Annotated in this window: 32 protein-coding genes; 14 read left to right on the top strand and 18 right to left on the bottom strand. The window is 44.6% G+C overall.

The window, feature by feature from the left end; translation table 11 throughout:
* Nucleotides 1-45: 45 nt before the first annotated feature.
* The 5 genes from Q4Q50_RS06180 to Q4Q50_RS06160 form a co-directional block, all read right to left on the bottom strand.
* A complete protein-coding gene (locus Q4Q50_RS06180) occupies nt 46-480 on the bottom strand; it encodes a DUF4426 domain-containing protein (protein ID WP_006082522.1) in 435 nt (144 codons plus the stop codon).
* A 131-nt stretch (nt 481-611) separates the two neighbouring features.
* Nucleotides 612-911 (bottom strand): DUF167 family protein YggU, encoded by a 300-nt coding sequence (gene yggU / locus Q4Q50_RS06175; RefSeq protein WP_012587167.1) that lies wholly within the window; start codon nt 909-911, stop codon nt 612-614.
* Nucleotides 911-1,459 carry a YggT family protein gene (locus Q4Q50_RS06170; protein WP_106649929.1) on the bottom strand — a complete coding sequence of 183 codons (549 nt, stop codon included), beginning with the start codon at nt 1,457-1,459 and terminating at the stop codon, nt 911-913. The genes yggU and Q4Q50_RS06170 overlap by 1 nt, the downstream gene beginning before the upstream one ends.
* Before the next feature lie 48 nt (nt 1,460-1,507).
* Nucleotides 1,508-2,326: a pyrroline-5-carboxylate reductase gene (gene proC / locus Q4Q50_RS06165; RefSeq protein WP_311898835.1), complete on the bottom strand. Its 819-nt coding sequence runs from the start codon at nt 2,324-2,326 to the stop codon at nt 1,508-1,510.
* A gap of 215 nt (nt 2,327-2,541) precedes the next feature.
* A complete protein-coding gene (locus tag Q4Q50_RS06160) occupies nt 2,542-3,240 on the bottom strand; it encodes a YggS family pyridoxal phosphate-dependent enzyme (RefSeq protein WP_311898834.1) in 699 nt (232 codons plus the stop codon).
* 35 nt (nt 3,241-3,275) lie between these two features.
* On the opposite strand from Q4Q50_RS06160, the gene Q4Q50_RS06155 reads away from it, so the two are divergent.
* The 4 genes from Q4Q50_RS06155 (at nt 3,276) to hemH (ending at nt 7,208) form a co-directional block, all read left to right on the top strand.
* Nucleotides 3,276-4,313 (top strand): type IV pilus twitching motility protein PilT, encoded by a 1,038-nt coding sequence (locus Q4Q50_RS06155; RefSeq protein ID WP_006082517.1) that lies wholly within the window; start codon nt 3,276-3,278, stop codon nt 4,311-4,313.
* A gap of 9 nt (nt 4,314-4,322) precedes the next feature.
* On the top strand, nt 4,323-5,435 hold the full coding sequence (locus Q4Q50_RS06150; RefSeq protein WP_311898833.1) for a PilT/PilU family type 4a pilus ATPase: 1,113 nt from the start codon (nt 4,323-4,325) through the stop codon (nt 5,433-5,435).
* 187 nt (nt 5,436-5,622) lie between these two features.
* Nucleotides 5,623-6,162 (top strand): glutathione peroxidase, encoded by a 540-nt coding sequence (locus Q4Q50_RS06145; RefSeq protein WP_311898832.1) that lies wholly within the window; start codon nt 5,623-5,625, stop codon nt 6,160-6,162.
* 32 nt (nt 6,163-6,194) lie between these two features.
* Entirely contained in the window at nt 6,195-7,208 is a 1,014-nt protein-coding gene (gene hemH / locus Q4Q50_RS06140) for a ferrochelatase (protein ID WP_006085703.1), read from the top strand.
* 85 nt (nt 7,209-7,293) lie between these two features.
* Here the strand turns inward: hemH and ruvX are convergent, their stop codons facing one another.
* From ruvX to Q4Q50_RS06120, 4 genes are all read right to left on the bottom strand, one after another.
* Nucleotides 7,294-7,719 (bottom strand): Holliday junction resolvase RuvX, encoded by a 426-nt coding sequence (gene ruvX, locus Q4Q50_RS06135; protein ID WP_006082513.1) that lies wholly within the window; start codon nt 7,717-7,719, stop codon nt 7,294-7,296.
* A 29-nt stretch (nt 7,720-7,748) separates the two neighbouring features.
* Nucleotides 7,749-8,312: a YqgE/AlgH family protein gene (locus tag Q4Q50_RS06130; RefSeq protein WP_006082512.1), complete on the bottom strand. Its 564-nt coding sequence runs from the start codon at nt 8,310-8,312 to the stop codon at nt 7,749-7,751.
* Nucleotides 8,313-8,378: 66 nt separating this feature from the next.
* A complete protein-coding gene (yciH, locus tag Q4Q50_RS06125) occupies nt 8,379-8,708 on the bottom strand; it encodes a stress response translation initiation inhibitor YciH (protein ID WP_219253466.1) in 330 nt (109 codons plus the stop codon).
* A gap of 178 nt (nt 8,709-8,886) precedes the next feature.
* Entirely contained in the window at nt 8,887-9,204 is a 318-nt protein-coding gene (locus tag Q4Q50_RS06120; RefSeq protein WP_311898831.1) for a hypothetical protein, read from the bottom strand.
* Between the two features lie 178 nt (nt 9,205-9,382).
* Between Q4Q50_RS06120 and Q4Q50_RS06115 the strand changes: the two genes are divergently transcribed.
* Both Q4Q50_RS06115 and Q4Q50_RS06110 read left to right on the top strand, forming a co-directional pair.
* The gene (locus Q4Q50_RS06115) at nt 9,383-9,943 is read left to right on the top strand and encodes a DUF4136 domain-containing protein (protein WP_006082509.1); all 561 of its coding nucleotides are present in this window, start codon (nt 9,383-9,385) and stop codon (nt 9,941-9,943) included.
* A 361-nt stretch (nt 9,944-10,304) separates the two neighbouring features.
* Nucleotides 10,305-10,946: a trimeric intracellular cation channel family protein gene (locus Q4Q50_RS06110; protein WP_006082508.1), complete on the top strand. Its 642-nt coding sequence runs from the start codon at nt 10,305-10,307 to the stop codon at nt 10,944-10,946.
* 74 nt (nt 10,947-11,020) lie between these two features.
* Here Q4Q50_RS06110 and tpx read toward each other — a convergent pair whose 3' ends face one another.
* The 3 genes from tpx to Q4Q50_RS06095 form a co-directional block, all read right to left on the bottom strand.
* Nucleotides 11,021-11,614, bottom strand: coding sequence for a thiol peroxidase (gene tpx, locus Q4Q50_RS06105; RefSeq protein WP_311898830.1), 594 nt, complete (start codon nt 11,612-11,614; stop codon nt 11,021-11,023).
* A 123-nt stretch (nt 11,615-11,737) separates the two neighbouring features.
* Nucleotides 11,738-12,565: a mechanosensitive ion channel family protein gene (locus Q4Q50_RS06100; protein WP_311898829.1), complete on the bottom strand. Its 828-nt coding sequence runs from the start codon at nt 12,563-12,565 to the stop codon at nt 11,738-11,740.
* Nucleotides 12,566-12,597: 32 nt separating this feature from the next.
* Nucleotides 12,598-13,188: an OmpA family protein gene (locus tag Q4Q50_RS06095; RefSeq protein WP_311898828.1), complete on the bottom strand. Its 591-nt coding sequence runs from the start codon at nt 13,186-13,188 to the stop codon at nt 12,598-12,600.
* Nucleotides 13,189-13,252: 64 nt separating this feature from the next.
* Between Q4Q50_RS06095 and Q4Q50_RS06090 the strand changes: the two genes are divergently transcribed.
* From Q4Q50_RS06090 to Q4Q50_RS06080, 3 genes are all read left to right on the top strand, one after another.
* A complete protein-coding gene (locus Q4Q50_RS06090) occupies nt 13,253-13,471 on the top strand; it encodes a hypothetical protein (RefSeq protein ID WP_126492442.1) in 219 nt (72 codons plus the stop codon).
* Between the two features lie 61 nt (nt 13,472-13,532).
* Nucleotides 13,533-14,546, top strand: coding sequence for a low-specificity L-threonine aldolase (gene ltaE, locus Q4Q50_RS06085; protein ID WP_311898827.1), 1,014 nt, complete (start codon nt 13,533-13,535; stop codon nt 14,544-14,546).
* 191 nt (nt 14,547-14,737) lie between these two features.
* A complete protein-coding gene (locus Q4Q50_RS06080; protein WP_311898826.1) occupies nt 14,738-16,213 on the top strand; it encodes an HDOD domain-containing protein in 1,476 nt (491 codons plus the stop codon).
* Nucleotides 16,214-16,357: 144 nt separating this feature from the next.
* On the opposite strand, the gene Q4Q50_RS06075 is transcribed toward Q4Q50_RS06080, so the two are convergent.
* The 6 genes from Q4Q50_RS06075 to Q4Q50_RS06050 all read right to left on the bottom strand — a co-directional run bounded on the left by Q4Q50_RS06075 (nt 16,358) and on the right by Q4Q50_RS06050 (nt 22,561).
* Nucleotides 16,358-16,951 (bottom strand): nuclear transport factor 2 family protein, encoded by a 594-nt coding sequence (locus Q4Q50_RS06075; RefSeq protein ID WP_311898825.1) that lies wholly within the window; start codon nt 16,949-16,951, stop codon nt 16,358-16,360.
* A 24-nt stretch (nt 16,952-16,975) separates the two neighbouring features.
* Nucleotides 16,976-17,800 carry a M90 family metallopeptidase gene (locus Q4Q50_RS06070; protein WP_311898824.1) on the bottom strand — a complete coding sequence of 275 codons (825 nt, stop codon included), beginning with the start codon at nt 17,798-17,800 and terminating at the stop codon, nt 16,976-16,978.
* A 111-nt stretch (nt 17,801-17,911) separates the two neighbouring features.
* Nucleotides 17,912-19,651, bottom strand: a complete 1,740-nt coding sequence (locus Q4Q50_RS06065; protein WP_311898823.1) for a diguanylate cyclase domain-containing protein — start codon at nt 19,649-19,651, stop codon at nt 17,912-17,914.
* On the bottom strand, nt 19,638-21,041 hold the full coding sequence (locus tag Q4Q50_RS06060; RefSeq protein ID WP_311898822.1) for an ABC transporter substrate-binding protein: 1,404 nt from the start codon (nt 21,039-21,041) through the stop codon (nt 19,638-19,640). The genes Q4Q50_RS06065 and Q4Q50_RS06060 overlap by 14 nt, the downstream gene beginning before the upstream one ends.
* 250 nt (nt 21,042-21,291) lie before the next feature.
* On the bottom strand, nt 21,292-21,759 hold the full coding sequence (locus Q4Q50_RS06055) for a CopG family transcriptional regulator (protein WP_311898821.1): 468 nt from the start codon (nt 21,757-21,759) through the stop codon (nt 21,292-21,294).
* Nucleotides 21,719-22,561, bottom strand: a complete 843-nt coding sequence (locus Q4Q50_RS06050) for an AAA family ATPase (RefSeq protein WP_311898820.1) — start codon at nt 22,559-22,561, stop codon at nt 21,719-21,721. Before Q4Q50_RS06050 ends, Q4Q50_RS06055 begins: the two co-directional genes overlap by 41 nt.
* A 526-nt stretch (nt 22,562-23,087) precedes the next feature.
* On the opposite strand from Q4Q50_RS06050, the gene Q4Q50_RS06045 reads away from it, so the two are divergent.
* From Q4Q50_RS06045 to Q4Q50_RS06025, 5 genes are all read left to right on the top strand, one after another.
* Nucleotides 23,088-23,558 carry a GNAT family N-acetyltransferase gene (locus Q4Q50_RS06045; RefSeq protein WP_006082495.1) on the top strand — a complete coding sequence of 157 codons (471 nt, stop codon included), beginning with the start codon at nt 23,088-23,090 and terminating at the stop codon, nt 23,556-23,558.
* A 160-nt stretch (nt 23,559-23,718) separates the two neighbouring features.
* On the top strand, nt 23,719-23,928 hold the full coding sequence (locus tag Q4Q50_RS06040; RefSeq protein ID WP_006082494.1) for a DUF3820 family protein: 210 nt from the start codon (nt 23,719-23,721) through the stop codon (nt 23,926-23,928).
* Nucleotides 23,929-24,054: 126 nt separating this feature from the next.
* Nucleotides 24,055-24,357, top strand: coding sequence for an NrfJ (locus tag Q4Q50_RS06035; RefSeq protein WP_311898819.1), 303 nt, complete (start codon nt 24,055-24,057; stop codon nt 24,355-24,357).
* A gap of 172 nt (nt 24,358-24,529) precedes the next feature.
* Complete coding sequence (locus Q4Q50_RS06030) at nt 24,530-25,051, top strand: GNAT family N-acetyltransferase (protein ID WP_311889317.1); 522 nt, start codon at nt 24,530-24,532, stop codon at nt 25,049-25,051.
* Nucleotides 25,052-25,218: 167 nt separating this feature from the next.
* The gene (locus tag Q4Q50_RS06025) at nt 25,219-25,743 is read left to right on the top strand and encodes a GNAT family N-acetyltransferase (RefSeq protein ID WP_311889316.1); all 525 of its coding nucleotides are present in this window, start codon (nt 25,219-25,221) and stop codon (nt 25,741-25,743) included.
* The last annotated feature ends 143 nt before the right edge of the window (nt 25,744-25,886 follow it).

Below are 25,886 nucleotides of genomic sequence, written 5' to 3'. Positions count from 1 at the left end.
ACCGTCCCAAAGTGGGCTTTTGTCTTGCGGTAATCTCAGCTTGGCTTATTCGACGTAGAATTTTTGCTTGAACTGCAAGTTGGTATTTAATTGATTACCATGCTTGATCGCGATATTGAAGTTGATCTCCTGATCATCGCGGTAAGGGACTTCGGCAATATAATAAATCGCATCTCCTTCACGGATCTCTTTGAAGGTTAAGTTGATTCGAGCATCTAATAAGTTGTTGGCGACACCGGTAATTTCAACGGGTACTGCGGGTTTATTCGCTTCGCTGATATCTAACACCGCAATGTTGATAATGCCTGTATAGCTACTACGTTGAATGCCATAGGATTTGGCTATGCTAGGCGTTAAAAATGTACTGCCAAGTGCCATGTAATGAATGTCAAAATTGCCGACAGTTTCTTTTTGCTCTGCGTTTGCAACACCACAAAGGCTAGCGGTGAGGGCTAATACAGCCAGAATATTACGGAACATGATGGGATACCTCATATTAGGGAATGTTTGAGTATAGGTCGCTGTGATTATTGTTTATGTTTATCTGTTTATCGATAAATTAACCGCATTCAACGAAATTTTTTGGTTTTCAGCCTTTCAACAGCATTAGCTCAGCTAGTTTGTCCCATCAGCTCAGTAATGACACTTGGGATGATCTTTGGGTCAATCACGCGGATTTGCTTATGCCGACCAAGTTCACCTTTCATTATATGAATGTCGCTCTTTGGCACTTTAAAAGTCTTTGCTAAATACTTGCTTAAATGGGCATTGGCCTTACCGTCGATAGGCGGCGCAGTGATGGCGACTTTTAGCTCATCACCGTGCAGTCCTACAATTTGATCTCGGCTGGCCTTAGGCTGAATGTAGAGATTAAGCAGCAAGTCACCTTGCTGCAAAGTCACTGCACTCATTAGATCACAGCCCAATAAGGAACATATTGAGCAAGTAACATATTGAGGAAATTCATACCTATAATTACTAACATCACAGATAAATCTAAGCCACCAATTGGCGGTATGATACGGCGGATTGGGGCTAATACGGGTTCAGTTAACTGACCCATGATCATCACAATTGGGTTATAACCTTGGTTAAACCAACTTAATATTGCGCGTATCAACAGCATCCAAAACAGTAAGACCCCCGCTTTCTTGACCACAGACACAACGGCAAACATTAGAAACAGCATTATGTCTATGCCACCGCCCGCAATCAGGCTTATCAGTAGCACTTTGACCATCACGACCAGCAATGCGAGGACGAATGATGCGGTATCAAACCGTCCTAAGGAAGGCAGAATACGGCGCATTGGTGCGATGAGCGGGTGAGTCGCTTTGACAATAAATTGGCTAAAAGGATTGTAAAAATCCGCCCTTGCCAGTTGCAGCCAAATCCGCAAAATCACCACCATCAAATATAAGTCGAATAGTGTGGTGATTAAAAAGGTAAATGCATTCATCGAGATTTCTACCTATTAAAGTCCGATATAAAAACGCGTTAGTGGAAATTAAAATGTCTTAGCCATTTCTTCTGCACGTTTAATGCAGTTTTCCATGGCTTTTTTTACTAAACCACGCATATCCGCAGCTTCAAATGTCGCCAGCGCCTGTGCGGTGGTACCGCCCTTTGAGGTGACATTCTCCCTTAGATTACCTAAGGTCAGTTGTGGATTTTGCTTTGCCATCATAGCAGCGCCGAGCGCGGCTTGCTGCACTAAAGTTCTGGCTTTGTCTTCATCCATTCCCATTTCTTTGCCTGCATCTATCATAGACTCCATTAGCAAAAAGAAATAAGCCGGTGAACTGCCCGATAGTGCAATCACTTGATCTAATTCTGACTCTTCATTAACCCACACAATTTCGCCGCCGCTAGACATCAAACGATCGCAAATGGCTTTTTGCTCGGTAGAAATAGCCTGAGGCGCATAGAGGCCTGTCATACCCACACTAATCTGCATCGGTGTATTGGGCATGGCGCGAATAAGTTTAATATCCTGCGCCAGATAATCGGTATAACGCTTTGCTTTAATGCCTGCAGCGATAGTGATGACTAACTTTTGCGACATATCGACCGTTTGTAATGCTTCACACACTTGCTGCATCAATTGCGGTTTTACCGACAGTACTATGACATCGGCAGCTTGCGCTGCGGTTAAATTGTCTTGAGAAACCAAAATGCCTAAATCGGCTTTTAGTGCATCGAGTTTGCCTTGGCTAGGATTGGTCGCTTGGATGAGTTGAGCAGGATAGCCGCTATGAACTAGGCCACTGATGATGCTGCGCGTCATGTTGCCGGCACCGATAAAGCAGATTTTCTGTTGATCCATTTGATTCTCTTCAGTGTGTTAACCGTTAATTTGTAACAGACTCACCTTAAATCAAGATGATATAACGGTTAGTCATTTGAATGTCAGAGCCAGATTAGTCGACTCTCGCTAATTGATCTTAAATGTCGTGAACTTAAATACAGTATTTGGGCATAAAGCGCTAAAAACAAGGTCAAGCTCGTACACTGACCTCGAACTTCATGCCTCGGGTGAGTTTACGCCGCGTAATTTCGCTCACCAAAAATGGCACTGCCAATGCGCACCATAGTTGAACCGCAGCTAATCGCTGCATCTAGGTCATTACTCATCCCCATGGAAAGCGTGTCTACACTAGGGTAATGCGATTTAAGTTCTTGAAATAGATTGTTTAACATAGAAAACTCTTTAAGCTGTAACTCAGTATCTGCGGTAGCCGTTGGGATCGCCATTAGGCCTCTCAGTGCGAGATTAGGTAACTGAGCGATAAGCTCTGCCAGTGGCAGCATTTGCGCCGCATCTATGCCAGATTTTGTGTCTTCAGCACTGATATTAATTTGAATGCAGATGTTTAATGGCGCTAATTCAGCTTGACGTTGGTCATTGAGACGTTGGGCAATTTTGTCGCGCGAGACTGTGTGCATCCAATCGAAATGCTGGGCGACTATGCTAGTTTTGTTGGATTGGAGTGGCCCGATAAAGTGCCATTCAATGTCCGGAAAATCCCCCTTGAGTGCGGTAATTTTCTCCGCGCCTTCTTGGACATAGTTTTCGCCAAAGCAACGCTGACCGGCTTGATAGGCTGCTATAATGTCTTCAATAGGTTTGGTCTTGCTGACGGCAAGTAAGCGAATACTGCTAGGTTGGCGTGCACATTTTTGCGCCGCTTGTGCGATCCTGCGCTGGGCGATTGCGAGTCTGTCTGCTATTGTTGTCATGATGTAATTATCTAGTTGCAAGGATATCCCAAACGATGGAAATCACTGAGTTATTGGCATTTAGTGTAAAACACAAAGCCTCGGATCTACACCTTTCTGCAGGGATATCTCCCATGATCCGTGTCGACGGTGAAGTGAGAAAAATTAACCTGCCCGCGCTCGATCACCAAGGCGTACACAGCCTAGTGTACGACATAATGAATGATAAGCAGCGCAAGGACTACGAAGAACATTTAGAAATCGATTTCTCGTTCGAAGTCCCTAATCTTGCACGCTTTCGTGTTAACGCATTCAATCAATCCCGTGGTGCTGCGGCCGTATTTCGTACCATTCCTAGCGACATCTTGTCACTTGAGCAATTAGGTGCGCCGGAGATTTTTAAAAAAATCGCCAGTTTCCCTCGGGGATTAGTCCTAGTGACTGGGCCAACAGGTTCGGGTAAGAGTACCACACTTGCCGCTATGGTGGATTACGTTAACGAAAATCGACACGATCACATCTTAACCATTGAAGATCCTATCGAATTCGTACACCAAAATAAGCAATGTTTGATTAACCAGCGTGAAGTTCACCGCCATACCCACAGCTTTAATGCGGCGCTTAGAAGCGCACTACGTGAAGATCCGGACGTGATTTTAGTCGGTGAGATGCGTGACCTTGAAACCATTCGTTTGGCGATGACCGCCGCAGAAACGGGCCACTTAGTGTTTGGTACCTTGCATACCACCTCAGCCGCGAAAACCATTGACCGTGTGGTCGACGTATTCCCCGCCGGTGAAAAAGACATGGTGCGCACTATGTTGTCGGAATCGCTGCAAGCGGTTATTTCGCAAACCCTGATTAAAAAGGTAGGCGGAGGCCGTGTCGCCGCCCATGAAATCATGATGGGTACTCCCGCTATTCGTAACCTTATTCGTGAAGACAAAGTGGCGCAGATGTATTCGGCGATTCAAACCGGTATGGCCCACGGAATGCAGACCTTAGAGCAATGTTTACAGAACTTAGTCAATCGCGGTCTTATCACCCGTGAAGATGCAATGGCGAAGAGTTCGAATAAACAAGCGACATTTTAAGGATTTATGATGGATGTTCTTCCGTTTTTAAAAGTGATCGTTGAGCGCAAAGCCTCCGACTTGTTTATCACAGCTGGCTTTCCGCCGAGTGCCAAGATTGACGGTGAGTTGCGTCCCTTGGCCGAAAGTGCCTTTACTCCGGCACAATCACTGGATTTTGTTGAATCCTTAATGACCGAAGCGCAGAAACAAGAGTTTCATTCGACTCGTGAGTGTAACTTTGCTTTTGCGGCAAAGGATTTAGGTCGTTTTCGGGTGAGCGCCTTTTGGCAGCGCGAATCGCCAGGCTGCGTGATGCGCCGTATCGAAACTAAAATCCCTGACGTCGATGATTTAAAACTGCCACCCATTCTGAAAGATCTGGTGATGAGCAAACGGGGTCTTATCATTATGGTGGGCGGAACGGGGACGGGTAAGTCAACGTCCTTAGCGGCCTTGGTAGGCTATCGCAATGCCCATGCCCGTGGTCATATTTTAACTATCGAAGATCCCGTCGAATTTGTTCACGACCACAGAAAAAGTATTATCACCCAACGTGAAGTCGGCATAGATACTGAGTCTTTTGATGCGGCGCTAAAAAGCTCTCTTCGCCAAGCCCCCGATGTGATCTTGATTGGTGAAATTCGTACCCAAGAAACGATGGAGTTCGCGTTGTCATTTGCGGAAACGGGTCACCTTTGTATGGCAACCTTGCATGCCAACAATGCCAACCAAGCATTAGACCGGATTATGCATCTCGTGCCTGAGAGTAAACATCAACAATTGTTGTTCGATTTGTCATTGAATTTGCGCGGTATTGTGGCTCAGCAATTGATCCCAAAAGTCGATGGCACAGGGCGCCGCGCCGCGATTGAAGTCTTGATTAACACCCCAAGGGTGGCAAGTTTAATTGCGAAAAACGAGCTGCACTTACTCAAAGAAACCATGGCCAAATCCAACGAGCAGGGCATGCAGACGTTCGATCAGGCCTTGCTCAAACTTTATATTGATGGCGAGATTAGTTACGCCGATGCGCTGCATCATGCTGATTCGCCTAACGATTTACGTTTGATGATTAAATTGCAGAATAAAGAATCCACTGGTTCAGGATTTATGGAAGGTGTCACCTTAGACATGGACTAACGCGAGAGTTAGGTTCTGGATTCAGCAGCTCTTTATGGGCTGCTTTTTATTGGTGTTATTAGATTTTCGTTCAGCTCAATCGGTTTTACTTCATCGCTATGTGGTGGTTAACCATAGCTTTTATTTTTTAATTCAATATGATCTTTACTTAGTGCGTTTACGTAATGTACCGGTAAAGGAGAAAGCAATGAAAAAATTACCTATGATATTCGCTATGACAGCGAGCTTGATGAGTGCTGGTGCTATGGCGACCACTTGTCCAGAATACCTGAACCTTGAAGTACGAAAATTACATTCTGAAGAAACAGTTAATCTGTGTGAATTGACTCAGGGAAAACCCGTGTTGATTGTTAACACTGCCAGTAACTGTGGCTACACCCCGCAGTTTAAAGCGCTCGAAGCATTGCATGAAAACTATAAAGACAAAGGCTTAGTGGTAATTGGTTTCCCATCGGATGATTTTTTCCAAGAAGAAAATGATGAGAAAGACACGGCTAAGGTGTGTTACATCAATTACGGTGTCACTTTCACTATGCTGTCGACTTCGGCTGTGCGTGGCAGTGACGCCAATAGCGTATTTAAATACTTAGCCGAAAAAACCGGTGCGCCTAAGTGGAATTTTTACAAGTATGTCGTTAGCCGCGATGGCGCACTTGTGCAACAGTTCAATTCTAAAGTGAAGCCAGATAGCGAAGAGCTTAAGCAAGCAATAGAATCTGTACTTTAATTTTATAAGTATTTATTAATTAAGAGGCTGTTTTGGCTAAATTTTCAGGCTTATCCAAAGAAGTTGGACACGGACAGCGCGGCAAAGTGGGCGTGCTGTTATTAAATTTAGGTACGCCAGATGCACCCACAGCATCGGCTGTTAGGCGTTATCTAGCTGAGTTCTTAGCGGATCCCCGCGTAGTCGAAATTCCTAAATTAGTGTGGATGATGATTTTACACGGGATCATTTTGCGGGTACGCCCTGCAAAATCGGCGGCGTTATACCAGAAGGTATGGACAGCGGCCGGCTCACCGTTAATGGACATTAGTTTGCGTCAAACGGCGAAGTTAGCGGATAAACTTAACGCCGATAACCATGATGTTTCTGTCCATTTAGCCATGCGTTATGGCAGTCCATCGGTCGCCAGTACCTTGCAAACTATGCATCAAAATGGCATTGATAAAATCGTGGTGTTACCCCTGTATCCTCAATATGCGGCGCCAACTACGGGTTCTGCTTTTGATGCTATTGCGGCTGAGTTGTCCAAGTGGCGCTATATTCCATCGTTGCATTTTATTAATACTTATCATGATAATGCTGATTTTATTAACGCGTTAGCGAGTTCGATCACGGCTGATTTTGAAGCCCATGGTAAACCGCAAAAATTGGTGTTGTCTTACCATGGTATGCCTGAGCGTAATTTGCATTTAGGCGATCCGTATTATTGCTTCTGCATGAAAACGACTCGACTGGTTACCGAAAAGCTTGGGTTAGGCAAAGATGAGTTTGTAATGACATTCCAATCGCGTTTTGGTAAAGCTAAATGGCTACAACCTTATACCGATGCGACTTTGAAAGCGTTGCCGCAACAAGGCGTGCGCGATATTGCTATCGTTTGCCCGGCTTTTAGCGCCGATTGTTTAGAAACGCTGGAAGAAATTGTTGGTGAGAATGGTCATCTCTTTGCCGAGGCGGGTGGTGAGAAGTTCCGTTACATTGCTGCACTAAACGATGATGATGCGCACATTACTATGATGGCCAACTTAGTGAAGCCACATTTTTGATCCGGTAATTTATCGGGTTAAACATAAAACTGAAAAGGATAAGGCAACTTATCCTTTTCTTTATATATGGTTTTTTATTGTAGCATTACTTGCTGAAGTTATTTTCGAAGTAGCTTTCAATAATCAGTACGGCAGACACAGCATCGACTTGGCCTTTGGTGAGCGCCTTGAATCCGCCTAACTCGAATAATCTTGCCTTAGCATCGGTAGTGGTTAATCGCTCATCTTGAGTGGCTATTTTGACTTTGAACTTAGCATTGATACGGTTCGCAAATTTACGCGCCCTGTGGGTCATATCTTGCTCAGTGCCATCCATGTTTAAGGGCAGACCAACAACCACTAGGTCGGGTTGCCACTCTTTGATTAAATCGCCTATCTGATCCCAGTTGGGGATCCCATCGACGGCTTTGATTGACAATAATGGCGTGGCGCTAGCGGTGATTTCTTGGCCTATAGCCACACCAATACTTTTAGTGCCAAAATCAAAGCCTAATACGGTTTTCGAATTCATAGTGTGCTGACTTATATTAAGAAATAGGCTTAAGCGTGACCCGCTTGAGCTGAAACCTGCCAAGCATCAAATCCAAGAGCTCGGCTGGCCTGTGGCCAACGGTCTTCGTGTTTAATGTCAAACAAGAGTGCATTGGTTGCTGGAATCGTTAGCCAAGAATTATCGGCAAGCTCTTGTTCGAGCTGATCTTTGCTCCATCCAGCATATCCTAAGGCGACGAGGAATTTCTCTGGCGATCTGTTGCTTCCAATCGCGGTTAACACATCGCGTGAGGTGGTTAGCATTAAACCACAACCCAGATCTGTGCTGTTGGCCCAATAGGGCTGAGAGGTATGCAGTACGAAGCCACGATCTTGGGAAACGGGTCCGCCCATCATGACGTTGGCATTGAACGCTAAATCGGTGGAGACTTGTTCAGCTGGTAAATCCATTTGTTCTAATAGCGAATTAACTTCGATACCGAGCGGTTTATTGATCACCAGTCCCATGGCGCCTTTGGCATCATGTTCACAGATATAGATGACTGAGCGTTCAAAAAACGTATCGTGCAGTGAAGGCATGGCAATTAAGAAATGGTTCTGCAGACTCTCCATTAAACTACTCCGTTCGATGTGGCTAAGTTGATCTAGCATGCTGCTATATTGCTAAGTCGGGCGAGATTAACCGCCAGCTAATTTAACTTTGTAGTTCTGCTTCTCAAGCAATAGCTTTAATTGCTCGCGGTTATCGGTTTGGACCTCAATAGTGAAATCTTTAACCGTTCCACCACAACCACATTGTTTTTTAAGGGTCTGAGCCATTGCTTTTAACGCGGTTTCATCGAGACCTAGGCCTGAGATTATCGAAACGCCTTTGCCTTTGCGGCCCTTACTGTCTCTATGGATCCTGACTATACCGTCGGATTCAGGAATCACTTTAGTGACGGGCTCTGCATTAATACGGCCTTTGTCGGTGCTGTACACTAAGGATACATTAGGATCTGCTTTCATAGATTTCATTCATTGGTGTTAAAAGATGACTTATACCCGTTGAGTTTATCAAATTTGCAGGGGTTCTGGGAGGTAAAAAAAGACCACTTGAGGATTATCCTTAAGTGGTCTGAACAAAATGCTAACTCTTTGCAGGGAAGTAAGCATATTTTTGAAAAAGGGAGCGTTTTCAGCCGTTTTAATTCATGCGCATAAAGACCATGACGATCAGCGCCACTGCGGTCAGTAAGGCGCTGGGCATAATAAATTTATGTAGCTTAGGTAACGCAATTAAGCAGGCGGTAGTCACAAAGCCGAATGCGGCGACTGTCGCATAATTAGTGCCATTCGCGACGGTATCTATGACCAACCAGCCAAATACAATAAGAGGTAAAATCAGTAAGCTGACAGGCAAATGGCGCTTTATCTTAGCGTTATTGGCCTCGAGTGAGATTTTTTCTGGCGCAAGGAAGAAAATGGCTGATGCAACCAAAAACGCGCTAATAAACCAGTACATTTCATTACTCCCTTAATCTCAATTGATAATCATTATCATCTTTGGTTTTGCTGAAGTCAAGCTGAATGAGATGCTGCTTTTTAATCAATTGAGTTGTAGATCAGATGATTGCTCTGTAAGCTAAATTCATATCTCTGATACTTGTCTTTGTTCGGTTCGAACATCTGAGGAAATTAAGATGAAAAATATTTTTGTAGCTTTAGCTGTGTTGGCATTAAGTGCCTGTAGCTCGATGAAGTCTGGTTGGGACTATGATCCTAGCGCCAATTTTACCCAATATAAAACCTATGCTTGGGTTGCTCAGAAAGCCGATTCTGCCGGATATCATCTTGATGGCTTGATGGACCAAAGAGTAAGAGAAGCGGTTAATAGCCAGTTAGCGAGTAAAGGCATGACATTAGTCGATGCGAAAGACGCTGATGTATTGGTTAACTACCTGACCAAAGTCGACAAGAAAATCAATGTTGATACCTTCAATAGTAATTTTGGCTACAACCCATACTATGGTCCAGGATGGGGTTGGGGCGGCAATATGCAGACCCAAACTACAGTGAGAGAATATGAAGTTGGTACGCTGATTATTGATTTAGTTGATAATAAAACGACTAAGCTTATCTGGCGTGGTTCTGTTGCCGATACCATTCGCGACAAAAATACCCCAGAAGAAAGAGTACAGATCATCAATCAAGCGGTGGGCAGTGTGATGGCAAATTATCCCCCTAAGCCTGACACTAAGTAGTTCTGACTCAGTTTGAATGAAAATTAAGCGGCCTGAGGGCCGCTTTTTTGTGGCTGATTTTTATGCGTTTTGCCCATTCGATTAGATGATCTGCAGTTATTTATCATCTGATTGAATTTACGTTATTAATACTTATTAAAAATTTTAGGTATCTAAATAGACGTGAGAAGTAGTTTTACGCATAACTGGCTATTTTGTTTACAATTTATACAGTGCTATTTTGTAGTTGTAGGTAATGGAAATCTATTATTGATGAAATGATGAATTAATTTTTCTAATGATGAATTCAAAATAAAATCATTATAGAACTGAGGGTTTCTCAGGCAGAATCTGTTTCTTTACCTTGTTGGTAGTAGCAAAGATGCATGAGACGCAGATTATTGGATTACTTTGGTTGATTGGTATCATTGCCGAGGCTATGACGGGCGCTCTGGCGGCGGGTCGCAAGCAGATGGATTTGTTTGGTGTAGTGATCATTGGCTGCGCAACGGCGATTGGTGGCGGCACACTAAGGGACATGATGCTCGGCAATTACCCCTTAATTTGGGTTGAGCACGTGAATTACCTTATTGCGATTGCATTCGCTTCTTTGCTCACTGTTGCTATCGCCCCTGTGATGCGTTATCTGTCTAAGTTATTTTTGGCTATCGATGCCTTAGGCTTAGCTGTGTTCTCTATCGTGGGCGCGCAGAAGACCTTAATGCTGGGATTTAGCCCAACGATTGCCGTGGTGATGGGATTGGTGACGGGCGTCTTTGGTGGCGTTATCCGCGATATCCTGTGTAATCAAGTGCCTTTGATTTTTAAGAAAGAACTCTACGCGGTGATTTCACTACTGACGGCAGGCTTGTATATCGTCTTAAAAGCCTATCAATTAACCGAGTGGATTAATCTGGTTATTTGTCTGAGCGTTGGTTTTAGCCTGCGGATGTTAGCGCTGCGCTATCATTGGTCTATGCCGACCTTTGATTATCAGGCCAATGGCGATCAGCACACACATTAGATCGTAAAAAAATCGTAGATATACAATCGTAAAACAAAAGGGCTGCTAAGGCTGCCCTGTTTTTTAGCGGTAAATTACTGCTGGGCTTGAATAGTTTTCAGCGCTTCAAGTGCGGCATCATAGTTAGGATGCTCGGTGATATTCGGAACTAACTCTTGGTATTGGAGTTTACCTTCGGCATCTATGATGAAAATAGCCCTCGCCAGCAAGCCGTAATCTTGAATCAACAAGCCATATTTTTCACCAAAATCACGCCAGACAGAATCGGATAGTACTTTGATTTTATCTACGTTTTCTACTTTGCAGAAACGTTTTTGTGCGAAGGGTAAATCGGCACTGATAGTTAACATGACCACGTCATCAGAAAAATGGCTCACTTCGCTGTTGAAACGTTTAGTCTGTAGTGCACACACGCCCGTATCTAAGCTTGGTACGGCACTTATCAGCACAGTTTTACCCTTAAAGTCACTCAGCATGACTGGCGCAAAATGATCATCAACCACTTTGAATCCTGGCGCCATTTGCGACAGCTTAGGTAACTTGCCTTCCAAGGTGACGGTTTTTTCACCCATAAGAACCTGGGTTTTCTCACTGGCAAGCACATTGGGGCTTATCAACACTAAGCCATAAATGCAGCTGGCGGCTATAAATGATACGTATTTTTGCATTGGATTTCCTCGCACATGAATATCTGTGCCTTCGCTAATATCTGTCCTTTAAGGTACGCTAAAATGCTACGCGGAACCATAAAAAAAGGCCGGCAATTGCCGACCTTTGTTATTCATTTAGGGTTATTTGTTGAGTGGCAACTCTTTGACATGAATATCCATTTGTGGGAATGGAATATCGATATCGGCTGCATCTAATGCATTTTTGATTTGCTCAAGCAGTTGGAAACGAGCCGTCCAATAATCAGCCGTTTTTACCCAAGGGCGAACCACGAAATTAATTGAAGAGTTCGCTAATTCAGCCAGTCCAACTGTATATGATGGATCTTTTAACACATATTGGTTGTTGTCTAAAATCTCAGTTAAGATTTTCTTCGTGAGTGCGATATCGGCAGAATAAGACACGCCAATCACTAAATCGATACGGCGAGTATCCATTGCCGAATAGTTAGTGATAGTGCCATTCATGATGGATGAATTTGGCGCCACAATAACCTTGTTGTCTGGTGTGCGAAGTTTGGTTGAGAATATAGTAATTTCATCAACAGTACCGGCAATGCCAGCGGCTTCAATATAGTCACCAACGCGGCAAGGGCGGAATAACACCATTAACACGCCCGATGCGAAGTTAGACAGAGAACCCTGTAGCGCTAAACCCACCGCTAAACCAGCGGCACCGATAACGGCGACCAATGATGCGGTTTGTACGCCAATTTGGCCTAAGGTGGCAATCACTGCGAAAACAAACACAATTGCCCAAGTGAGGTTTGCGACAAATGAAACAACAGTCGGATCAACTTTACGGCTGTTCAGTAATTTACGAACCAGCTTTTGCGCTACGCCAGCAAAGTATTTACCAACAAAGAAAATGATAATGGCAAATAAAACTTTTAAGCCATAAGTCACAATCAGATCCGGTGCTTGCTTTAATAAACCTTCAAGGTTTTCCATTGAATAACTCCCTAAATATACGCTAACTAAAACTATTTATTATTGACGATAAATTGTACTCGTCGATTTAAACTGCGCCCTTCGCTAGAACGGTTGTCCGCTGCAGGTTCAGATATACCTTTACCCATTACGGTAAAGCGATTTGGATTAAAGCCATAATCTTCAACCAAAATACGTTTCACATTTTGAGCGCGCTGAAGTGACAGCTGATAATTAAACTCAGGCGTGCCAACGATATCCGTGTGGCCCACTAAGGTTAGTGCGACATCATTCGCTGCTAAATATGCTTTCACTAAGGCTAAAGTTTTCCATTGCGAAAAGTCAACTTCGGCAATGGCAAATTCAAAATACACCACAGCGGTAGAAATATTATGACAATCTGCGCTGAACTCAGCATTGGGATTACTCATACTACAATCTGCTGATGCAGTCGCTTTCACCTCGACCTCTTCAACACAGCCATTGGCCATTACTTGCGTGTCTGGCGCTGTGTTAGGGCAGGCATCTTTGATGTCAGGCACGCCATCTTGGTCAGTATCAGACCAAGCGAATACCTGCGATGTCAGGCTTAAACTTAATAGTAAAAGTACCAGCTGAATCCATCGAGATTGGGAGTTTTTCACTACAAATCACCTATTGAACGATAAGTACTAGTCGAAATTACTAAAGTGATCGCATGGTTGCAGCATGACCATCTTAGTGCGGTATTCTATCGACTTAGGCGTATTTCGCCAAGTGAAACGCATTCACGTGTCGACTCGTCTACAGACATATATCGGCAATATCTTGAGTATGTTTATGTTTTTATTAGTTGAAGCCAATATTCAGATCATCACTTCGCCCATGTATTCACGTTTGAAGTCAGTAAAATGCTTAGTAAGCATGATGATAAACTATACAAAATAAGCCTTTGGCGCTAGAGTCTTGAGCCCATTAAGCGCCAACCAAACCTTAAGTTGAGGACGAGATGATAGATTTACGCAGTGATACTGTTACCCAGCCAACAGCAGCGATGCGATTAGCCATGTCCAGAGCCGAAGTAGGTGACGATGTTTACGGTGATGATCCCACGGTAAATAGTTTGCAGGATATGGCCGCAGAGATGTTTGGCTTTGAAAGCGCATTATTTACCTGTTCAGGTACGCAGGCGAATTTATTGGCTTTGATGGCCCACTGTGAGCGTGGTGATGAGTATCTGTGCGGCCAGCAGGCCCATAACTATAAATTTGAGGGTGGCGGTGCCGCTGTCTTAGGCAGCATTCAACCTCAACCTTTGTTGAATCAAGTCGATGGCACCATTGCCTTGGCCGATATTGAAGCCGCCATTAAGCCTGACGATATCCACTTTGCCCGCACGCGTTTGCTCAGTTTAGAGAATACTATTGGCGGTAAAGTGATCCCGCAAAGCTATTTGGCGGATGCGCAGGCATTAGCCTTTAATCGCGGATTAAAAATTCATTTAGACGGTGCGCGAGTTGCTAATGCTGCGGTGGCGCAGAATATCGCGATAAGTGATATCACGGCGCACTTTGATTCTGTGTCGATTTGCCTGTCCAAAGGGTTATGTGCGCCAGTCGGCTCATTACTCTTAGGTGACGAGCGTTTGATTAAGAAAGCCATTCGTTGGCGTAAAATGCTTGGTGGCGGTATGCGTCAAGCTGGGATACTTGCAGCGGCAGGTAAGCTTGCTTTAACTGAGCAAGTGCAACGACTGAGTGAAGATCATGACAACGCGGCGTATTTGGCTCACCAGTTGGCAGAGCTGAGTGAGTTCGACGTCGATTTAGCCGCAGTACAAACCAATATGTTATTTGCCAAATTAGCGCCTAAAGTTGATGCGGATTTATTGGCAAAACACTGTCGAGCGGAAGGCATTCTGATAAGCCCTGGGCGAACGATTCGGCTTGTGACTCACAAAGATGTCAGCCGTCAGGATATAGATAAAGTGTTGCGTGTTGTTAAGCAGTACTTCACTGCCTAAACGCAGCTTGTTTTTAAACCTCTAAATGCCCGAGCTTTGTCTCGGGCATTTTTATTTGCGGGTACAACTAGGTGTTGAATTATTGAACAATCAACTGTTGATTGGTGAAAACAAGCCTTAGACCACGGGCGAAATATGTGTGCTTATCTATACTCAAAACAACAAGGTTTTATTGCTAAGGTAAATTTGGGTTGAAGCCTAATAACAATACTAATAAAGGGGTCGATTATTGGACAAATCGGATCAGTGAATTAGAAATGCCCGCACTGTGTTCGACTGTTAAATCGCTAGAAAAGCTCGCCAAGGATGACGTTTCCTCTCTCGCATTACTTGGGCGTAGCGTGATGCACGATAACGCCTTAACCTCTCGTATTCTTCGAGTTGCCAATAGTGCTATTTATCATAAGGGGAGTAGCCAAATCTCCACCGTTAGCCGCGCCGCCATAGTGCTGGGTTTCGATGCGGTTCGAAATATCTGTATCACAGCTAAGTTACTTTCAAGCTTGTTGGAGAGTAAAAATCTCGCGCCCAATGTCTATCAAAGGTTAATTAAATTGATGGCCAAAGCATTTCAAGCGGCTATGATGGCGCGGATGATGTTGAGTCATCATGACGAGGAGATGCAGGAGGAAGCCTTTATTGCCTCTTTGTTGTATCACATCGGCGAGAGCGCTTTTTGGAGTATTGGGGGCGAATTTACCGAAGAATTAGACTTAACACTCAGCCAATGTGAAACGCCCGCCGAAGAGAGAAGTGCTACCCGCGAAGCCCTTGGTGCTTCTTTTTTGCAGCTCACCCAGAGTATTGCCCGCAATTGGGGATTGGGAGAGTTGCTGATCCAAGCGTTGAATTATCCAGAGGACCAGCGGCCAGATATTCGGGCTATTTTTCTTGCCGATAAGCTCTGCGACATTTTATCGCAACCCGTTCTCGATAAGCTGGAGTTAGCAAAGCGTATGACTCAAGCGGCGAGTTTTACAGGGCTAGAAGAAAATGAGTTTTTGTTGCGGATGCAACGCTGCGCGAATGCGACCCATAAGTTGGCAGAAGTGTACGGTGCTAAAGTGTTGCTCGATTATTTGCCCGATCCTAAACGTATTGTCGCCGCTGAACCCGATCTACCTCCCATTCCGTTAGATATGCCAGTCTATCAAGTTAACTTGAATATTCAGTTAGCTAAGTTGCGTGAATTGACAGGTTTTGCCATTAATAAAGCAGATTTCAATCAGATAATGCAGACGGTTCTTGAAGGTATTCTTGAGGGCGTGGGTGTTGACCGCTGCGGTGTTTTGTTGTTATCGCCCAGCCGTAAACAGCTCCAACCTAGGGTGATATTGGGCCCTGATGCCGATGCGATAAAACAAGAGTTTATTATCGATTTGAGTGACAAACGTGGGCTATTTCATCAAGCAATGGAGCATAAGGTGCCGCTTTGGGTAGACGATCCCAGCTCTAAAAAATGGCAGGAGCAGTGCAAGGAATTACAGGCTCGGCACGTGTCACGGCAGGGCTTTTTACTGGCGCCTTTGTTGATCGACAGCAAAGTGATCGGGTTTTATTATGCTGATCGTGGTCCTTCACAAAGGGCATTTGATGAAGTGGATTTTCAAAGTTTTATCCACTTCTCCCAATTGGCGAATGTGTGTTTTACCGTGTCCTTGAGATAGCGTTCGCTGTTAGCTGCTTTCTCTTAAAGCTGGTTTTTTGAAAGCGTACAATTTGAAACCGTACAATTTGAATCAGTGATGCTATCGAAATCGCACTTTTTCTAAATTGTACGCTTTCGAAACCCTATTCGGCGGAGTGCGGCATTATTGTTTATTTGCGGCTTTGATCTCGATAGTGATCTGTTTCGCTATCTCATTGGGGATTGGGAAACTTAAGTGGTATTGCGCAATTTTCCAGTTACCATCGGTTTTGATCAAAGTACCGGTTCCTCGGCTGACGCCATAGGCGGGGCTATTTAATAACTCGTCGAACAATATGACGTCGCCATGTTGGATTAAATGCCGCTTCGTTAAATCATAGCGCCAACCTTTTGTCGGGCGGGAATAATGTTCAAACTCCGCCATTCCCCAACGCTCACTCGCATCCGTCCCAATAAAAATGCCGTCTTTTCGGTACAGGGCAAAATACTTATCCCAATCGGCATCGCTTGAATATTGGTTGAGTAAATCCAACACCTGAGCCGCAGCTTGTTGATCAGGATTCGAAGTCGTTGCAGCGCCTTGGACTTGAGTGTCTTGTGAGTCCTGTGCCTGTGCGCTTACATTAAGGCCGCCGAGCATTAACGCACTGAGCAGTAACCCCAAGCTGGCGCGATGAATATGAATGGTACGACTGGCATTTACGTGGCGATTAATATTGGAACTCTTAACTGTTAATGCATGAGTGTCTTTGAGCATTTAGTGTGCCTCTACTTTTATGGGTTAATGCCAGTTTATCGGATCGAGTTGATAAAAGCGGCTCAGTTCCCGATACAAGTCTGGGTGTTGTTGGTAGAAATCCTCTGGCTTTTCAAAAAAGACTTCAGTAATAACGGCAAAAAATTCAGCGGGATTCGTCGCACCATAGTAATTAAATATTGAGGGTATGCCAAAGTTTGCGCTGTGCTGTAATTGGATGAAGGCTTTACTTAGCACTTCTGACCAAGTGCTGTAATCGGCAAAATGTTGCAGTATCGGCGCGCCATTGGCTTGGCCGTCTTCTTGATCGAGCTGATGGGCAAACTCGTGGATCACGACATTATTGCCATCGTGGGGATCGGCGGCGCCGTCTAAAGTATTTTTCCACGAGAGCACCACTTTGCCGTATTCCCAAGATTCGCCCGCCAGCACATTGCGCTGTTCCCACACGATACCGCTCGTGTCTCTATGTTGATTATTAACGATAAAGGCATCGGGATAGACCAAAATTTGTTTCAGTTTAGGGTAAAAGTCTGTTTTTCGATTGAGCAGCAGGAGGCACGCCTGTGCTGCAATAGTGACTCTGACTTCATCGGTGATCTCGAAATCATCGCAGCCAACAAACTCCTTTTCATCGATGAAGATTTGGATAAGCCGTTTGAGCTGTAGCTGTAAATCTGTTGGTAACGCATGGAAGTAAGGCAGTCTTTTTTTGAGAATGCTGCGCCATTCTTTAGGAAAGGGTTTGGCCGTAACTCGGCGGCGGTGCAAGGTTTTGCGCCAACGACTTGAAAGTAGCCAAGCAATTGCCCCGACTCCGAGGATAAGCGTGATAACAATGGCGAGCATACTTTCCCTGACCTAATCCTGATTAACTTAATATTAGCTAATGGGGGTGAAGAGGACTTAACTCAATCCTTTGCTGAAAAAAGAACCGTTTCTGCCGCCGCGATTGGCGCCTTAGGAATAGCGAATGGGTTGGCCGAGGAGGGCTTCGGTACGGTTACGCCCCGTCAGTTTGGCATGATAGAGGGCTTCATCGGCTCGATTAATTAAACTATTTGCATCCAGCTGTTGCGGTAGTTGCCAGCAAGTAATCCCGGCGCTGATGGTAAGTATGCCCGCATGGGGAGAGTCTTCATGGGGAATTTCTAGGCTGATGATTTTCTCCCGTAATCGTTCGGCAAATTGATAGACCTCCTCGAGATGACTCGATGGCAGCACTATCATAAATTCCTCACCGCCATAGCGGGCGAGCATGTCAGTTGGGCGTTTTAAGATGGATTTAGCGGCGTTAACAATGTTTTTCAGACATTGATCACCGGCGACATGGCCGTACCTGTCGTTAAATTGTTTAAAATTATCAATATCAAACAGAATGATGCCAAGGGGCATATTGTGATCCCTTGCATACTCGAGTTCTTTTTGGAGTTGTATGTCTAAATAACGGCGGTTGTAGCAGCCTGTTAGTCCGTCGGTTTCCGCCATTCCTTTAACCTGGGCCGCATAGCTTTTTAGTGTTTCTAAAGAGTTCACCATTTGCTGCAGTTCTAGGTTGTCAGTGACCGGCATACGGGTGTCGAGCTTTTCATTGGCGATAGCGTTCATGGCATCTCGCGTCGCCATCACAGGTTTGATAATGCCCTTAGTGATAAAGTGCCAGCTGGTGAGCCAGATGAAGAAGCAATACAGAATACCACTGCAGAAAATCAATATGATAAATGCGGTGCTGTCGCTTTTAAGTTCGCCGCCCGTTTGTTGGATTTCATTCTCGACTTGGTTGACCAGATTTTGGGTATAGGTCGCGACGATTTGCGCGGCATCGGCTTGGTACTCTAAATGCGCATTGGCGATATGCGTGCTTTTAATGGCCTTGCGGGACAGTTCAAACAGGTTATCTTCACCGACCATGGTCTGTTTTATTTGCGATAACAAATTGAAATATAAACTGGTATCCCCGCTAACGCCCTCGAGAATCGCCTCCATATTTAACAGCAGCCGCATCGCTTCTCTTTGGGTGCGGTTAAGTTCAACCAGTTTGTCGATAATTTTTACCTGAGATAGGCGGGTAAATAAGTGTTCCCCCAAATGACTAAATTGAGATAATTGCTGGTTGGTATTGATATTCATCGCAATCTTGTCAAAATTGTTCAGCTTAAGCTGACGCTCTGAATCGGCATTGATGCTGTGAAATTGGGTCTGCATTTCATCGGTAAATCCCGATGCCATTGAGGTTAAATTGGCTTGAATATTTGTTGCTTGTAAATTGGCTTGTAGGGCGGAATCGGTTAACTCGGCAAGTAATGGCAGCTGTTGTAAATAATACAGTTGAATATCTAACGCGTGATTCAATTCTTGCTTACTGGCAGTAGAGGTTTCAATCAAGGCCAGTAATCGGGAGTCATTAATTAATAGTTCCCACTGCGCCGAGAGCTCACTCAATAGGCGAAGTCTTTGCTGTTCATTATCATAATGATTTAAACGTGCTGTGATGATTTGCAGTTTTTCACTATTTTTTGCCAGTTGCAGTGCAGTGGTGACTTTAACAACATCCACGCCCACCAAATGCTCAATTTCCGATTTCAGTTGCTGTGACAGTAGTATGGCGACGACACCATTAAACAGCGCCATGCCCACTATGATATAGAAGGCTAAGGTTATTTTTTGTTTTAGGCTTTTCAGCGGTTTAGTGCTTGTCATTGGTTTTCTTGTCAATCGCAGGTACCTCTCCATAGGTATTTTGGAGGTGTTTTATCTCTGCACTTAATTTAATGAAAATATCCTCGCTGTCAGCGGGCCTGCGGCTAGCGCGATAGCAAGCATGGCTGAGTTCAGGGTAAATCTGTCCCATGGCGGTACTGGTAAAATGCCCAAGTTCTAGCACTTTCGTTGACCAAAACATATTAGCGATATGGCTTGCCTCGAATGCGCCCGCTATGGTCCTTAACAATTCACTTTTAAATTCGGGGGCGGTCACGACATCCATTCGACAGGGATTACCGCCGCCGAGAGCATAAGCGTGTTGCGCCTCATAGGTGCCCATATATTTGATGAGCCAATAGGCCGCTTGGGGATTTTTGCTGTCATAACTCACGGCAAAAGCATAGGCGCCGTTATAGGGATAACCGCCGGGTACTTGACTCACAGCAAGGCGTGCGCCGGGAATATTTTGCTCAACTTTGAAGGATTTATGCCACAAATTATTGTAAGCGAAAGGCCACATTGCCGCTTGCCCCGTGGCGATTGCATTGGCAGCCTCACTGAAGGCAAATTGCTCGTTGGCAGGCACGGCATAGGGCATTAATTCGCGATAAAGCTTGGCGGCTTTGATGGCCTCATGGTTGATAGTCGGCACTTCAAAATGACTGATCTTTTTTTGTTCATTATAAATTGGCTGCATCCAATTGCCGCCTAAGCTCCAGATCATGCTGGAAAATTCATCGTTAATATGTGGCTTATCACCCGACATTAGCGCCAAGCCATAAAAGTCGTGGGTTAACATTTTATCCGCCAACATAGTGCCCGCTTTACGGGTGAAAAACTGGGCTTGATCCCGTAACTCGGTTAAGGTTTTTGCTGGTGCGAGCGGGTAACCGAACTGGCTCTGAAAGCGTGTTTTTTCGGTTTTATTATCGAAGAGATCCGCTCGGTAATGATTGCCCATCACATAGTTGTTGTAGGGAATCGCATGAATTTCACCATGGTAGGACAAAATATTCAGTAGCGATGGGTAATAGGGTTCTAGGTATTTCTCCATGGCCTTTTCACCATCGGGATCGTAGAGTTTTGCGAGTTCGACTAAAGGGACTGTGTAGCCATTTGCTGCCCATTCTTTTGCCCAGCCCGCTTCCATCGTCAGCAAGTCGTATTTGCCTGAACCTTGGAGTAAATCTTGGGTCTGCAAATTAAACATACTATCAAGTTCGGTGCTGATCACTTGCACTTTTACACCGGTTTTTTCAGTGAATTTAGGCAACATTTCTTGCGTTAAATAGTCGGTCCAAAATCCCTTTTCTGCGACTAAGGTGATGGGCGCTTTGTTCGTGAGCGGCGGGATTTGTGCCAATGAAAACTCAGCATAGCAGGGCATTAGAAACGCAGCGCTTAAACAAAGACAGATAAGTTGGTTTGGCTTTCGCAAAAAATACACCTTAACGTTACTGATTCACTGTGAATAAATAACACTTATTCATCATTCTGTACATTTAAGGATAGGTGGGATCAGCACTTATGCCGCGATTATATTGTGGTTTATATTTTAGTTTTTTGTTCTTGAGTAAAAAAGCCGATAACCCGAGCTTAGCTGAGTTACCGGAAAAGGGTGGGAGTATTGCGAAGTGTTAACGGTTTTGGCGCTGTTGTTCTCGTAATTGCCTCAGGGCAATGGGCAGATCGTAATGTTGTTCAATCAAGAATCGGAGCAGTTTCGATTTGGAGAGCGTGCTGTCTTGCGACAAGGTCGCGAGCTGGCTAATAGCCGCTTCGCTGAGTGAAAAGGTTGCCTTGCGATAGTGAGTTCTGGCCTCAACGTTTGCTGGCGATAAGACTTCTGTCCCTAAGCTCTGTTTATGCAAGATCAGTACATTGGAATGATTCAGCCCAGTGTCAGTTGTTATGTTAGTGAACGTTTGGTCAGCGGTTTTAGCGTTCGTCGTCGCTGCTTCAAAAGCGAAATGACTGCCTTTTGTTTTATTAGGGCTTTGTCCCATTGCATATAAGTTGGCTGCCTCAATAAACTCATCTAACGAAAGCGACGGCTGTATGTTGCTAGATGGCATAGCGTTTTTCTTGAGGTCGCTGAGTCCCATTTTGCCCCCTTTGTTGAGTGGTAAGGTGAGTGGGTTGAGCTTGATGGTGCAAGCCATTATTGATCAAACTATTATTTATCAAACCATTGTGCATCTGACCTTTACCAGTATTCTGAGGAGGCTTTGCAGGGTGTAGGTTGTCTTCTAAACTCGCGGCGCAATCGACTTGGAACAATTCACAGGCAATAGTACGGATTTCTTCTGCGGCCTTTCCGCTAGGGTCGATTTCAATCACTGATAGTCCTGACTCTTCGCTGTCATCATACACATTACGGCAGTAGGTTATTGCATCAAGGACGTTGATATCATAGGTTTTACAGACTTCTTTGGCTTCTAGAATTCGGTTAGCTTGATTAGGTAAACTTGGGCATTGGGTAATCACAAATGAAGCCTGTAGCTTTGGGTTTATCATCTTACAGGTCGCGACGATATCGTCCATGTGGCTAACGGTTTTCAAATCGCGACGCTTAGGTCTTAAGGGCATTAAAATGTAAGCGGCGACAGACATGGTTGCACGTAGCGCTAAGTTATCTTGACCACCACAGTCGACAATGACGACATCATAATGTTGTTCAAGACTGAGCAAGTCATTACGGATCTTGCCGTAAAGCTGCACGCAATTAATGCTGGCCAATTTGGGATTATTGTTCCTTGCCTGGATCCAATCTGATGTGGTGCGTTGGGGATCGCAGTCCACCATGATGACTGAGGCATTGCATTCTGTGGTTAGAAAGACAGCTATGTTTTGGGCTAAGCAACTTTTACCGCTGCCGCCTTTTTCTCCGCCGATTAACACTATCATGACGCATTCCTTAATTCTTTTGATGACCCTTGGGCAGCGAGTTGATGAGTTTGGAGCCACACCGCATTTGTGCTCGAAATCGAATGTAAACCTTATGTTAATCTCAGTCAATTGGCTGATTTTTGACGGTTTTTGATTAAATTGTCAGCAATGGTTTTTTGTCAGTATCTGGTCACGTGCCGTTAATTTGACAAGTAATAGTTGAGGAATAATTTGTGAGTGATATTTTTAAGTTTTTATTTTTAAAAGGTTTAATTTGAGTGGTATCAAGTTGCAGGCTTGTTTGTTGCAATCTATGCCTGTTCACAAAATCTGAATTCTGACTTTTTATTTCTCTATCGGTATAAATGTTAATTTTATATTGCTAAATGTTATTAATGAATCCGTGTAAAGAATCGACTTCTCAGTCGAAAGTGGTCTTGTTTGGTGAGGTGCTTGTCATCAAACTGCCAAATGCTGGCTTTATCATCTCTTAGACTGCCGTCTAAATCGCTTGCAATTTCAACCATGAGAGAAGGGATGCCAAATGGATATCAAAACTATTATGCCTATTAAGTTTGAACTCGTTGAAACCGCACCGTTATTCCATGAACTCCTCAATTTGCGTAGCACTGTGGGCCGCCCTTCCATCGGCGTTGAGCTTGCGGATGTGCAGGCACTGTTTTGGGTCTCTATCCGATTGAGTGACAATGCTGAGATGGAGCATGCTGGCGCGGGAGTCGCTAAGTCTAATCTGTTAGCAACGGCGTGTGTTTACGGCAATAAGCCTGGGCATTTGGCCATTGAAGATTTTATCGTGTTGCCTGAATACCAATCCTATGGACTGGCGAAGATCATGCTTGAGCGAGTGATGGACTTTGTTGATGGACACGCAAGTTCTGGAACTTGTATCAGTATTACCGCCCATGGCGAGTCTGAGCGTTTATGCAGTGAATATGGTTTTCAATATGCGCCATGCGCTAACTTAGGGCCAAATCTATTAAAGATTGTCGCTTAGGGTTCTGTGTGGAGCATTTTGTGCGTCGATGATGCTAACTTAGCCTTTGAGTGTAGGGTCACTTTTGTGTGCTTTTTTGTATGAGTTAACGGCGACTTTGATTAGCTTATGTTGTAGCATCCGTGGGATTATCGGGACGACCTGCACGAGATAACAATCTATGGATCAGCAACTACTCATCGACGCTGTAAATCAAAAAATGCCCTTTGGTAAGTACGCTGGACGTAAGTTACTCGAATTACCTGAACCTTATTTGGTGTGGTTCCATAAGCAAGGTTTCCCCCAGGGGAAACTCGGTGAGCAATTAGCCCTAATGTACGAAATCAAGCTTAATGGTTTAGAAGGCATGCTAAAACCGCTGTTGAAATGAAGTTCCCGTCTTTTAAGAAAAATACTGCTTTTGCGATAAGTGTTGTATTTCGTGATAGAGATTAGCGATTTATTGTTTTTAGCGTGCTTTAATGCAGCATATTAGCAAAACAAAAGGAACGCAGGCATGATGGCAAAATGGGTAAAATTAGCGGCGGTAGCGACTTTAGCGTTAGGCATGTCAAGTGCTTGGGCTCAAGGTGTCACCCACGAGGGTACTGTTGTTGATACGATGAACGGTGGTGGTTACACCTACGTACAGATTAAAGAAGTTGACACCACTTTTTGGGCTGCGGGTCCTCAAACTGAAGTGAGTAAAGGCGATAAAGTGGCTGTGGTTGAACAAATGTGGATGAACGAATTCACCAGTAAAACCTTAAACCGCACCTTTGATAAGCTGTTATTTGTCGGTCAAATCGATAAGAAGTAACAGTAACGAGTGCGCTAACCTGTGCGCCTCTTTAAGCAAACGGCTTCGATATTATCGAGGCCGTTTTTGTTTCTAACCATTAAAACCGCAAAATTTGAGCCTATCTCGATTAAGCGAAACGCGGCAAAAAAGCACTATTGCTAGCGGTTATGACTCAACAGAGAACAATTAAGTGACGGCGTTTGAACAGTTTGAGATCCAGCCTTACCAGTCATGTTATGCCCGTGAGGTGAGCGAGTTAGTTCATCTTTGCGTGCATAACATCACCCATGCTCGTTATTCACAGGCGCAACTTACCGCTTGGTCTGCGGCGCCAAGATCGGCTAAACATTGGGATTTGCGCTTAAACCGCTCGAAGGCGTGGGTGGTATTAGTCAAAGACGCAGCGACAGCTTCTCCAATTTGCTGCGGTTTTATCAATGTCGAAACCCATTTTGCCCACCAAGGTTATGTAGACAGCTTATATATTCATCCAGATTATCAAGCTAAGGGATTGGGTGAGCGTGCCTATCTTGTTTTAGAAGCGTGGGCTAAGGCCCAAGGCTATGCGCGCTTGAGTGTGGACGCATCTTATCTGTCTAAAGGATTGTTTACTCGGATGGGATTTATCCAAATACAGCGCAGTTATCAGCAAAAACTTGGGCAAGTGATCCCAGGCTTTTATATGGAAAAGAATATGGAACAGAATGTTTAGCATTGGCTCACTAGGGGTTAACCCAAAAAGTAATGTAAGGTATTCCATAGTAAAACATTAGCTTAACGCCGTTGCGTGACTCGATTTAAGTTAAATCAGCGCTATTTAACTTAGATTAGAATACGGTTAATCTTAAGCTATTAACAATTCAAGATGGAGGGCAGAGAATGAAGATCCGACTATTTACGCCATCGGATGTCTCGCAGTTGGCGGCGATCTTTGAGGCGAGTGTGATGCAAGGCTCTGGCGAGTTTTACTCGTTTGCCGAGCGCTCAGCTTGGGCTTATATCGAAGGAGAGATCCGCAGTGAGCACTATTGGCTCGAACGCTTAAAGGGCACCACGATTTGGGTGGCTGAAGCGGATAACATGCTGGTGGGGTTTATCAATCTTAAGATAGGTGCCGACAGTGAAGTTGAAGCCGCTGCCGAAGTGGAATGTCTGTTCGTGCATCCCGAATATGCCCGTTCTGGGGTGGCCACCTCTTTGTATTTTGCGTTGTTTGAAGAAGTTAAAATTTTAGCGCTGAAACGATTAACGGTTGAAGCATCCTATCTCGCGCGACCTTTTTTTGAGAAACAGGGGTTTCGCAGTATTCGTCGTAATGAACATAAGCGCTTTTTGAATGCGGCGGATAAAGCACAGGGCCAAGCCCAAGTCTTGGTTAATTTCAGCATGACACTCGCGCTATAACTCAGCGTATCAAAGTGCAGATCTGGTTCGCTCAACGAGGCCGTTAGCACTGCTTTTATAACATCGCCTTATAACATGGCCATCAAAACGCCAATAAAAAACACTGCCAAAGATGACTTGTGGCAGTGCTGCTAGGTGAGTGC

This window comes from Shewanella scandinavica (genome assembly GCF_031932065.1).
Taxonomy (GTDB): Bacteria; Pseudomonadota; Gammaproteobacteria; order Enterobacterales; family Shewanellaceae; genus Shewanella; species Shewanella baltica.
The sequence above is the reverse complement of the archived record's forward strand: the minus strand, read 5'-3'. Positions and strand labels throughout refer to the sequence as shown.

Bases quoted from the DNA above. Each gene is read 5' to 3' on its own strand.
- Q4Q50_RS06160 (WP_311898834.1), bottom strand. From the start codon at position 3,240: ATGACAACAATAGCAGACAGACTCGCAATCGCCCAGCGCAGGATCGCA.
- Q4Q50_RS06090 (WP_126492442.1), top strand. From the start codon at position 13,253: ATGACCATCTTAGTGCGGTATTCTATCGACTTAGGCGTATTTCGCCAA.
- Q4Q50_RS06055 (WP_311898821.1), bottom strand. From the start codon at position 21,759: ATGGGACTCAGCGACCTCAAGAAAAACGCTATGCCATCTAGCAACATA.
- Q4Q50_RS06130 (WP_006082512.1), bottom strand. From the start codon at position 8,312: ATGGAGAGTCTGCAGAACCATTTCTTAATTGCCATGCCTTCACTGCAC.
- Q4Q50_RS06025 (WP_311889316.1), top strand. From the start codon at position 25,219: ATGAAGATCCGACTATTTACGCCATCGGATGTCTCGCAGTTGGCGGCG.
- yciH (WP_219253466.1), bottom strand. From the start codon at position 8,708: ATGAAAGCAGATCCTAATGTATCCTTAGTGTACAGCACCGACAAAGGC.
- Q4Q50_RS06045 (WP_006082495.1), top strand. From the start codon at position 23,088: ATGGATATCAAAACTATTATGCCTATTAAGTTTGAACTCGTTGAAACC.
- Q4Q50_RS06040 (WP_006082494.1), top strand. From the start codon at position 23,719: ATGGATCAGCAACTACTCATCGACGCTGTAAATCAAAAAATGCCCTTT.
- Q4Q50_RS06065 (WP_311898823.1), bottom strand. From the start codon at position 19,651: ATGACAAGCACTAAACCGCTGAAAAGCCTAAAACAAAAAATAACCTTA.
- Q4Q50_RS06100 (WP_311898829.1), bottom strand. From the start codon at position 12,565: ATGGAAAACCTTGAAGGTTTATTAAAGCAAGCACCGGATCTGATTGTG.
- Q4Q50_RS06070 (WP_311898824.1), bottom strand. From the start codon at position 17,800: ATGCTCGCCATTGTTATCACGCTTATCCTCGGAGTCGGGGCAATTGCT.
- Q4Q50_RS06110 (WP_006082508.1), top strand. From the start codon at position 10,305: ATGCATGAGACGCAGATTATTGGATTACTTTGGTTGATTGGTATCATT.
- tpx (WP_311898830.1), bottom strand. From the start codon at position 11,614: ATGCAAAAATACGTATCATTTATAGCCGCCAGCTGCATTTATGGCTTA.
- Q4Q50_RS06075 (WP_311898825.1), bottom strand. From the start codon at position 16,951: ATGCTCAAAGACACTCATGCATTAACAGTTAAGAGTTCCAATATTAAT.
- Q4Q50_RS06035 (WP_311898819.1), top strand. From the start codon at position 24,055: ATGATGGCAAAATGGGTAAAATTAGCGGCGGTAGCGACTTTAGCGTTA.
- ltaE (WP_311898827.1), top strand. From the start codon at position 13,533: ATGATAGATTTACGCAGTGATACTGTTACCCAGCCAACAGCAGCGATG.
- Q4Q50_RS06115 (WP_006082509.1), top strand. From the start codon at position 9,383: ATGAAAAATATTTTTGTAGCTTTAGCTGTGTTGGCATTAAGTGCCTGT.
- Q4Q50_RS06145 (WP_311898832.1), top strand. From the start codon at position 5,623: ATGAAAAAATTACCTATGATATTCGCTATGACAGCGAGCTTGATGAGT.
- yggU (WP_012587167.1), bottom strand. From the start codon at position 911: ATGAGTGCAGTGACTTTGCAGCAAGGTGACTTGCTGCTTAATCTCTAC.
- Q4Q50_RS06050 (WP_311898820.1), bottom strand. From the start codon at position 22,561: ATGATAGTGTTAATCGGCGGAGAAAAAGGCGGCAGCGGTAAAAGTTGC.
- Q4Q50_RS06120 (WP_311898831.1), bottom strand. From the start codon at position 9,204: ATGTACTGGTTTATTAGCGCGTTTTTGGTTGCATCAGCCATTTTCTTC.
- ruvX (WP_006082513.1), bottom strand. From the start codon at position 7,719: ATGAATTCGAAAACCGTATTAGGCTTTGATTTTGGCACTAAAAGTATT.
- proC (WP_311898835.1), bottom strand. From the start codon at position 2,326: ATGGATCAACAGAAAATCTGCTTTATCGGTGCCGGCAACATGACGCGC.
- Q4Q50_RS06180 (WP_006082522.1), bottom strand. From the start codon at position 480: ATGTTCCGTAATATTCTGGCTGTATTAGCCCTCACCGCTAGCCTTTGT.
- Q4Q50_RS06150 (WP_311898833.1), top strand. From the start codon at position 4,323: ATGGATGTTCTTCCGTTTTTAAAAGTGATCGTTGAGCGCAAAGCCTCC.
- Q4Q50_RS06170 (WP_106649929.1), bottom strand. From the start codon at position 1,459: ATGAATGCATTTACCTTTTTAATCACCACACTATTCGACTTATATTTG.
- Q4Q50_RS06060 (WP_311898822.1), bottom strand. From the start codon at position 21,041: ATGCCCTGCTATGCTGAGTTTTCATTGGCACAAATCCCGCCGCTCACG.
- Q4Q50_RS06155 (WP_006082517.1), top strand. From the start codon at position 3,276: ATGGAAATCACTGAGTTATTGGCATTTAGTGTAAAACACAAAGCCTCG.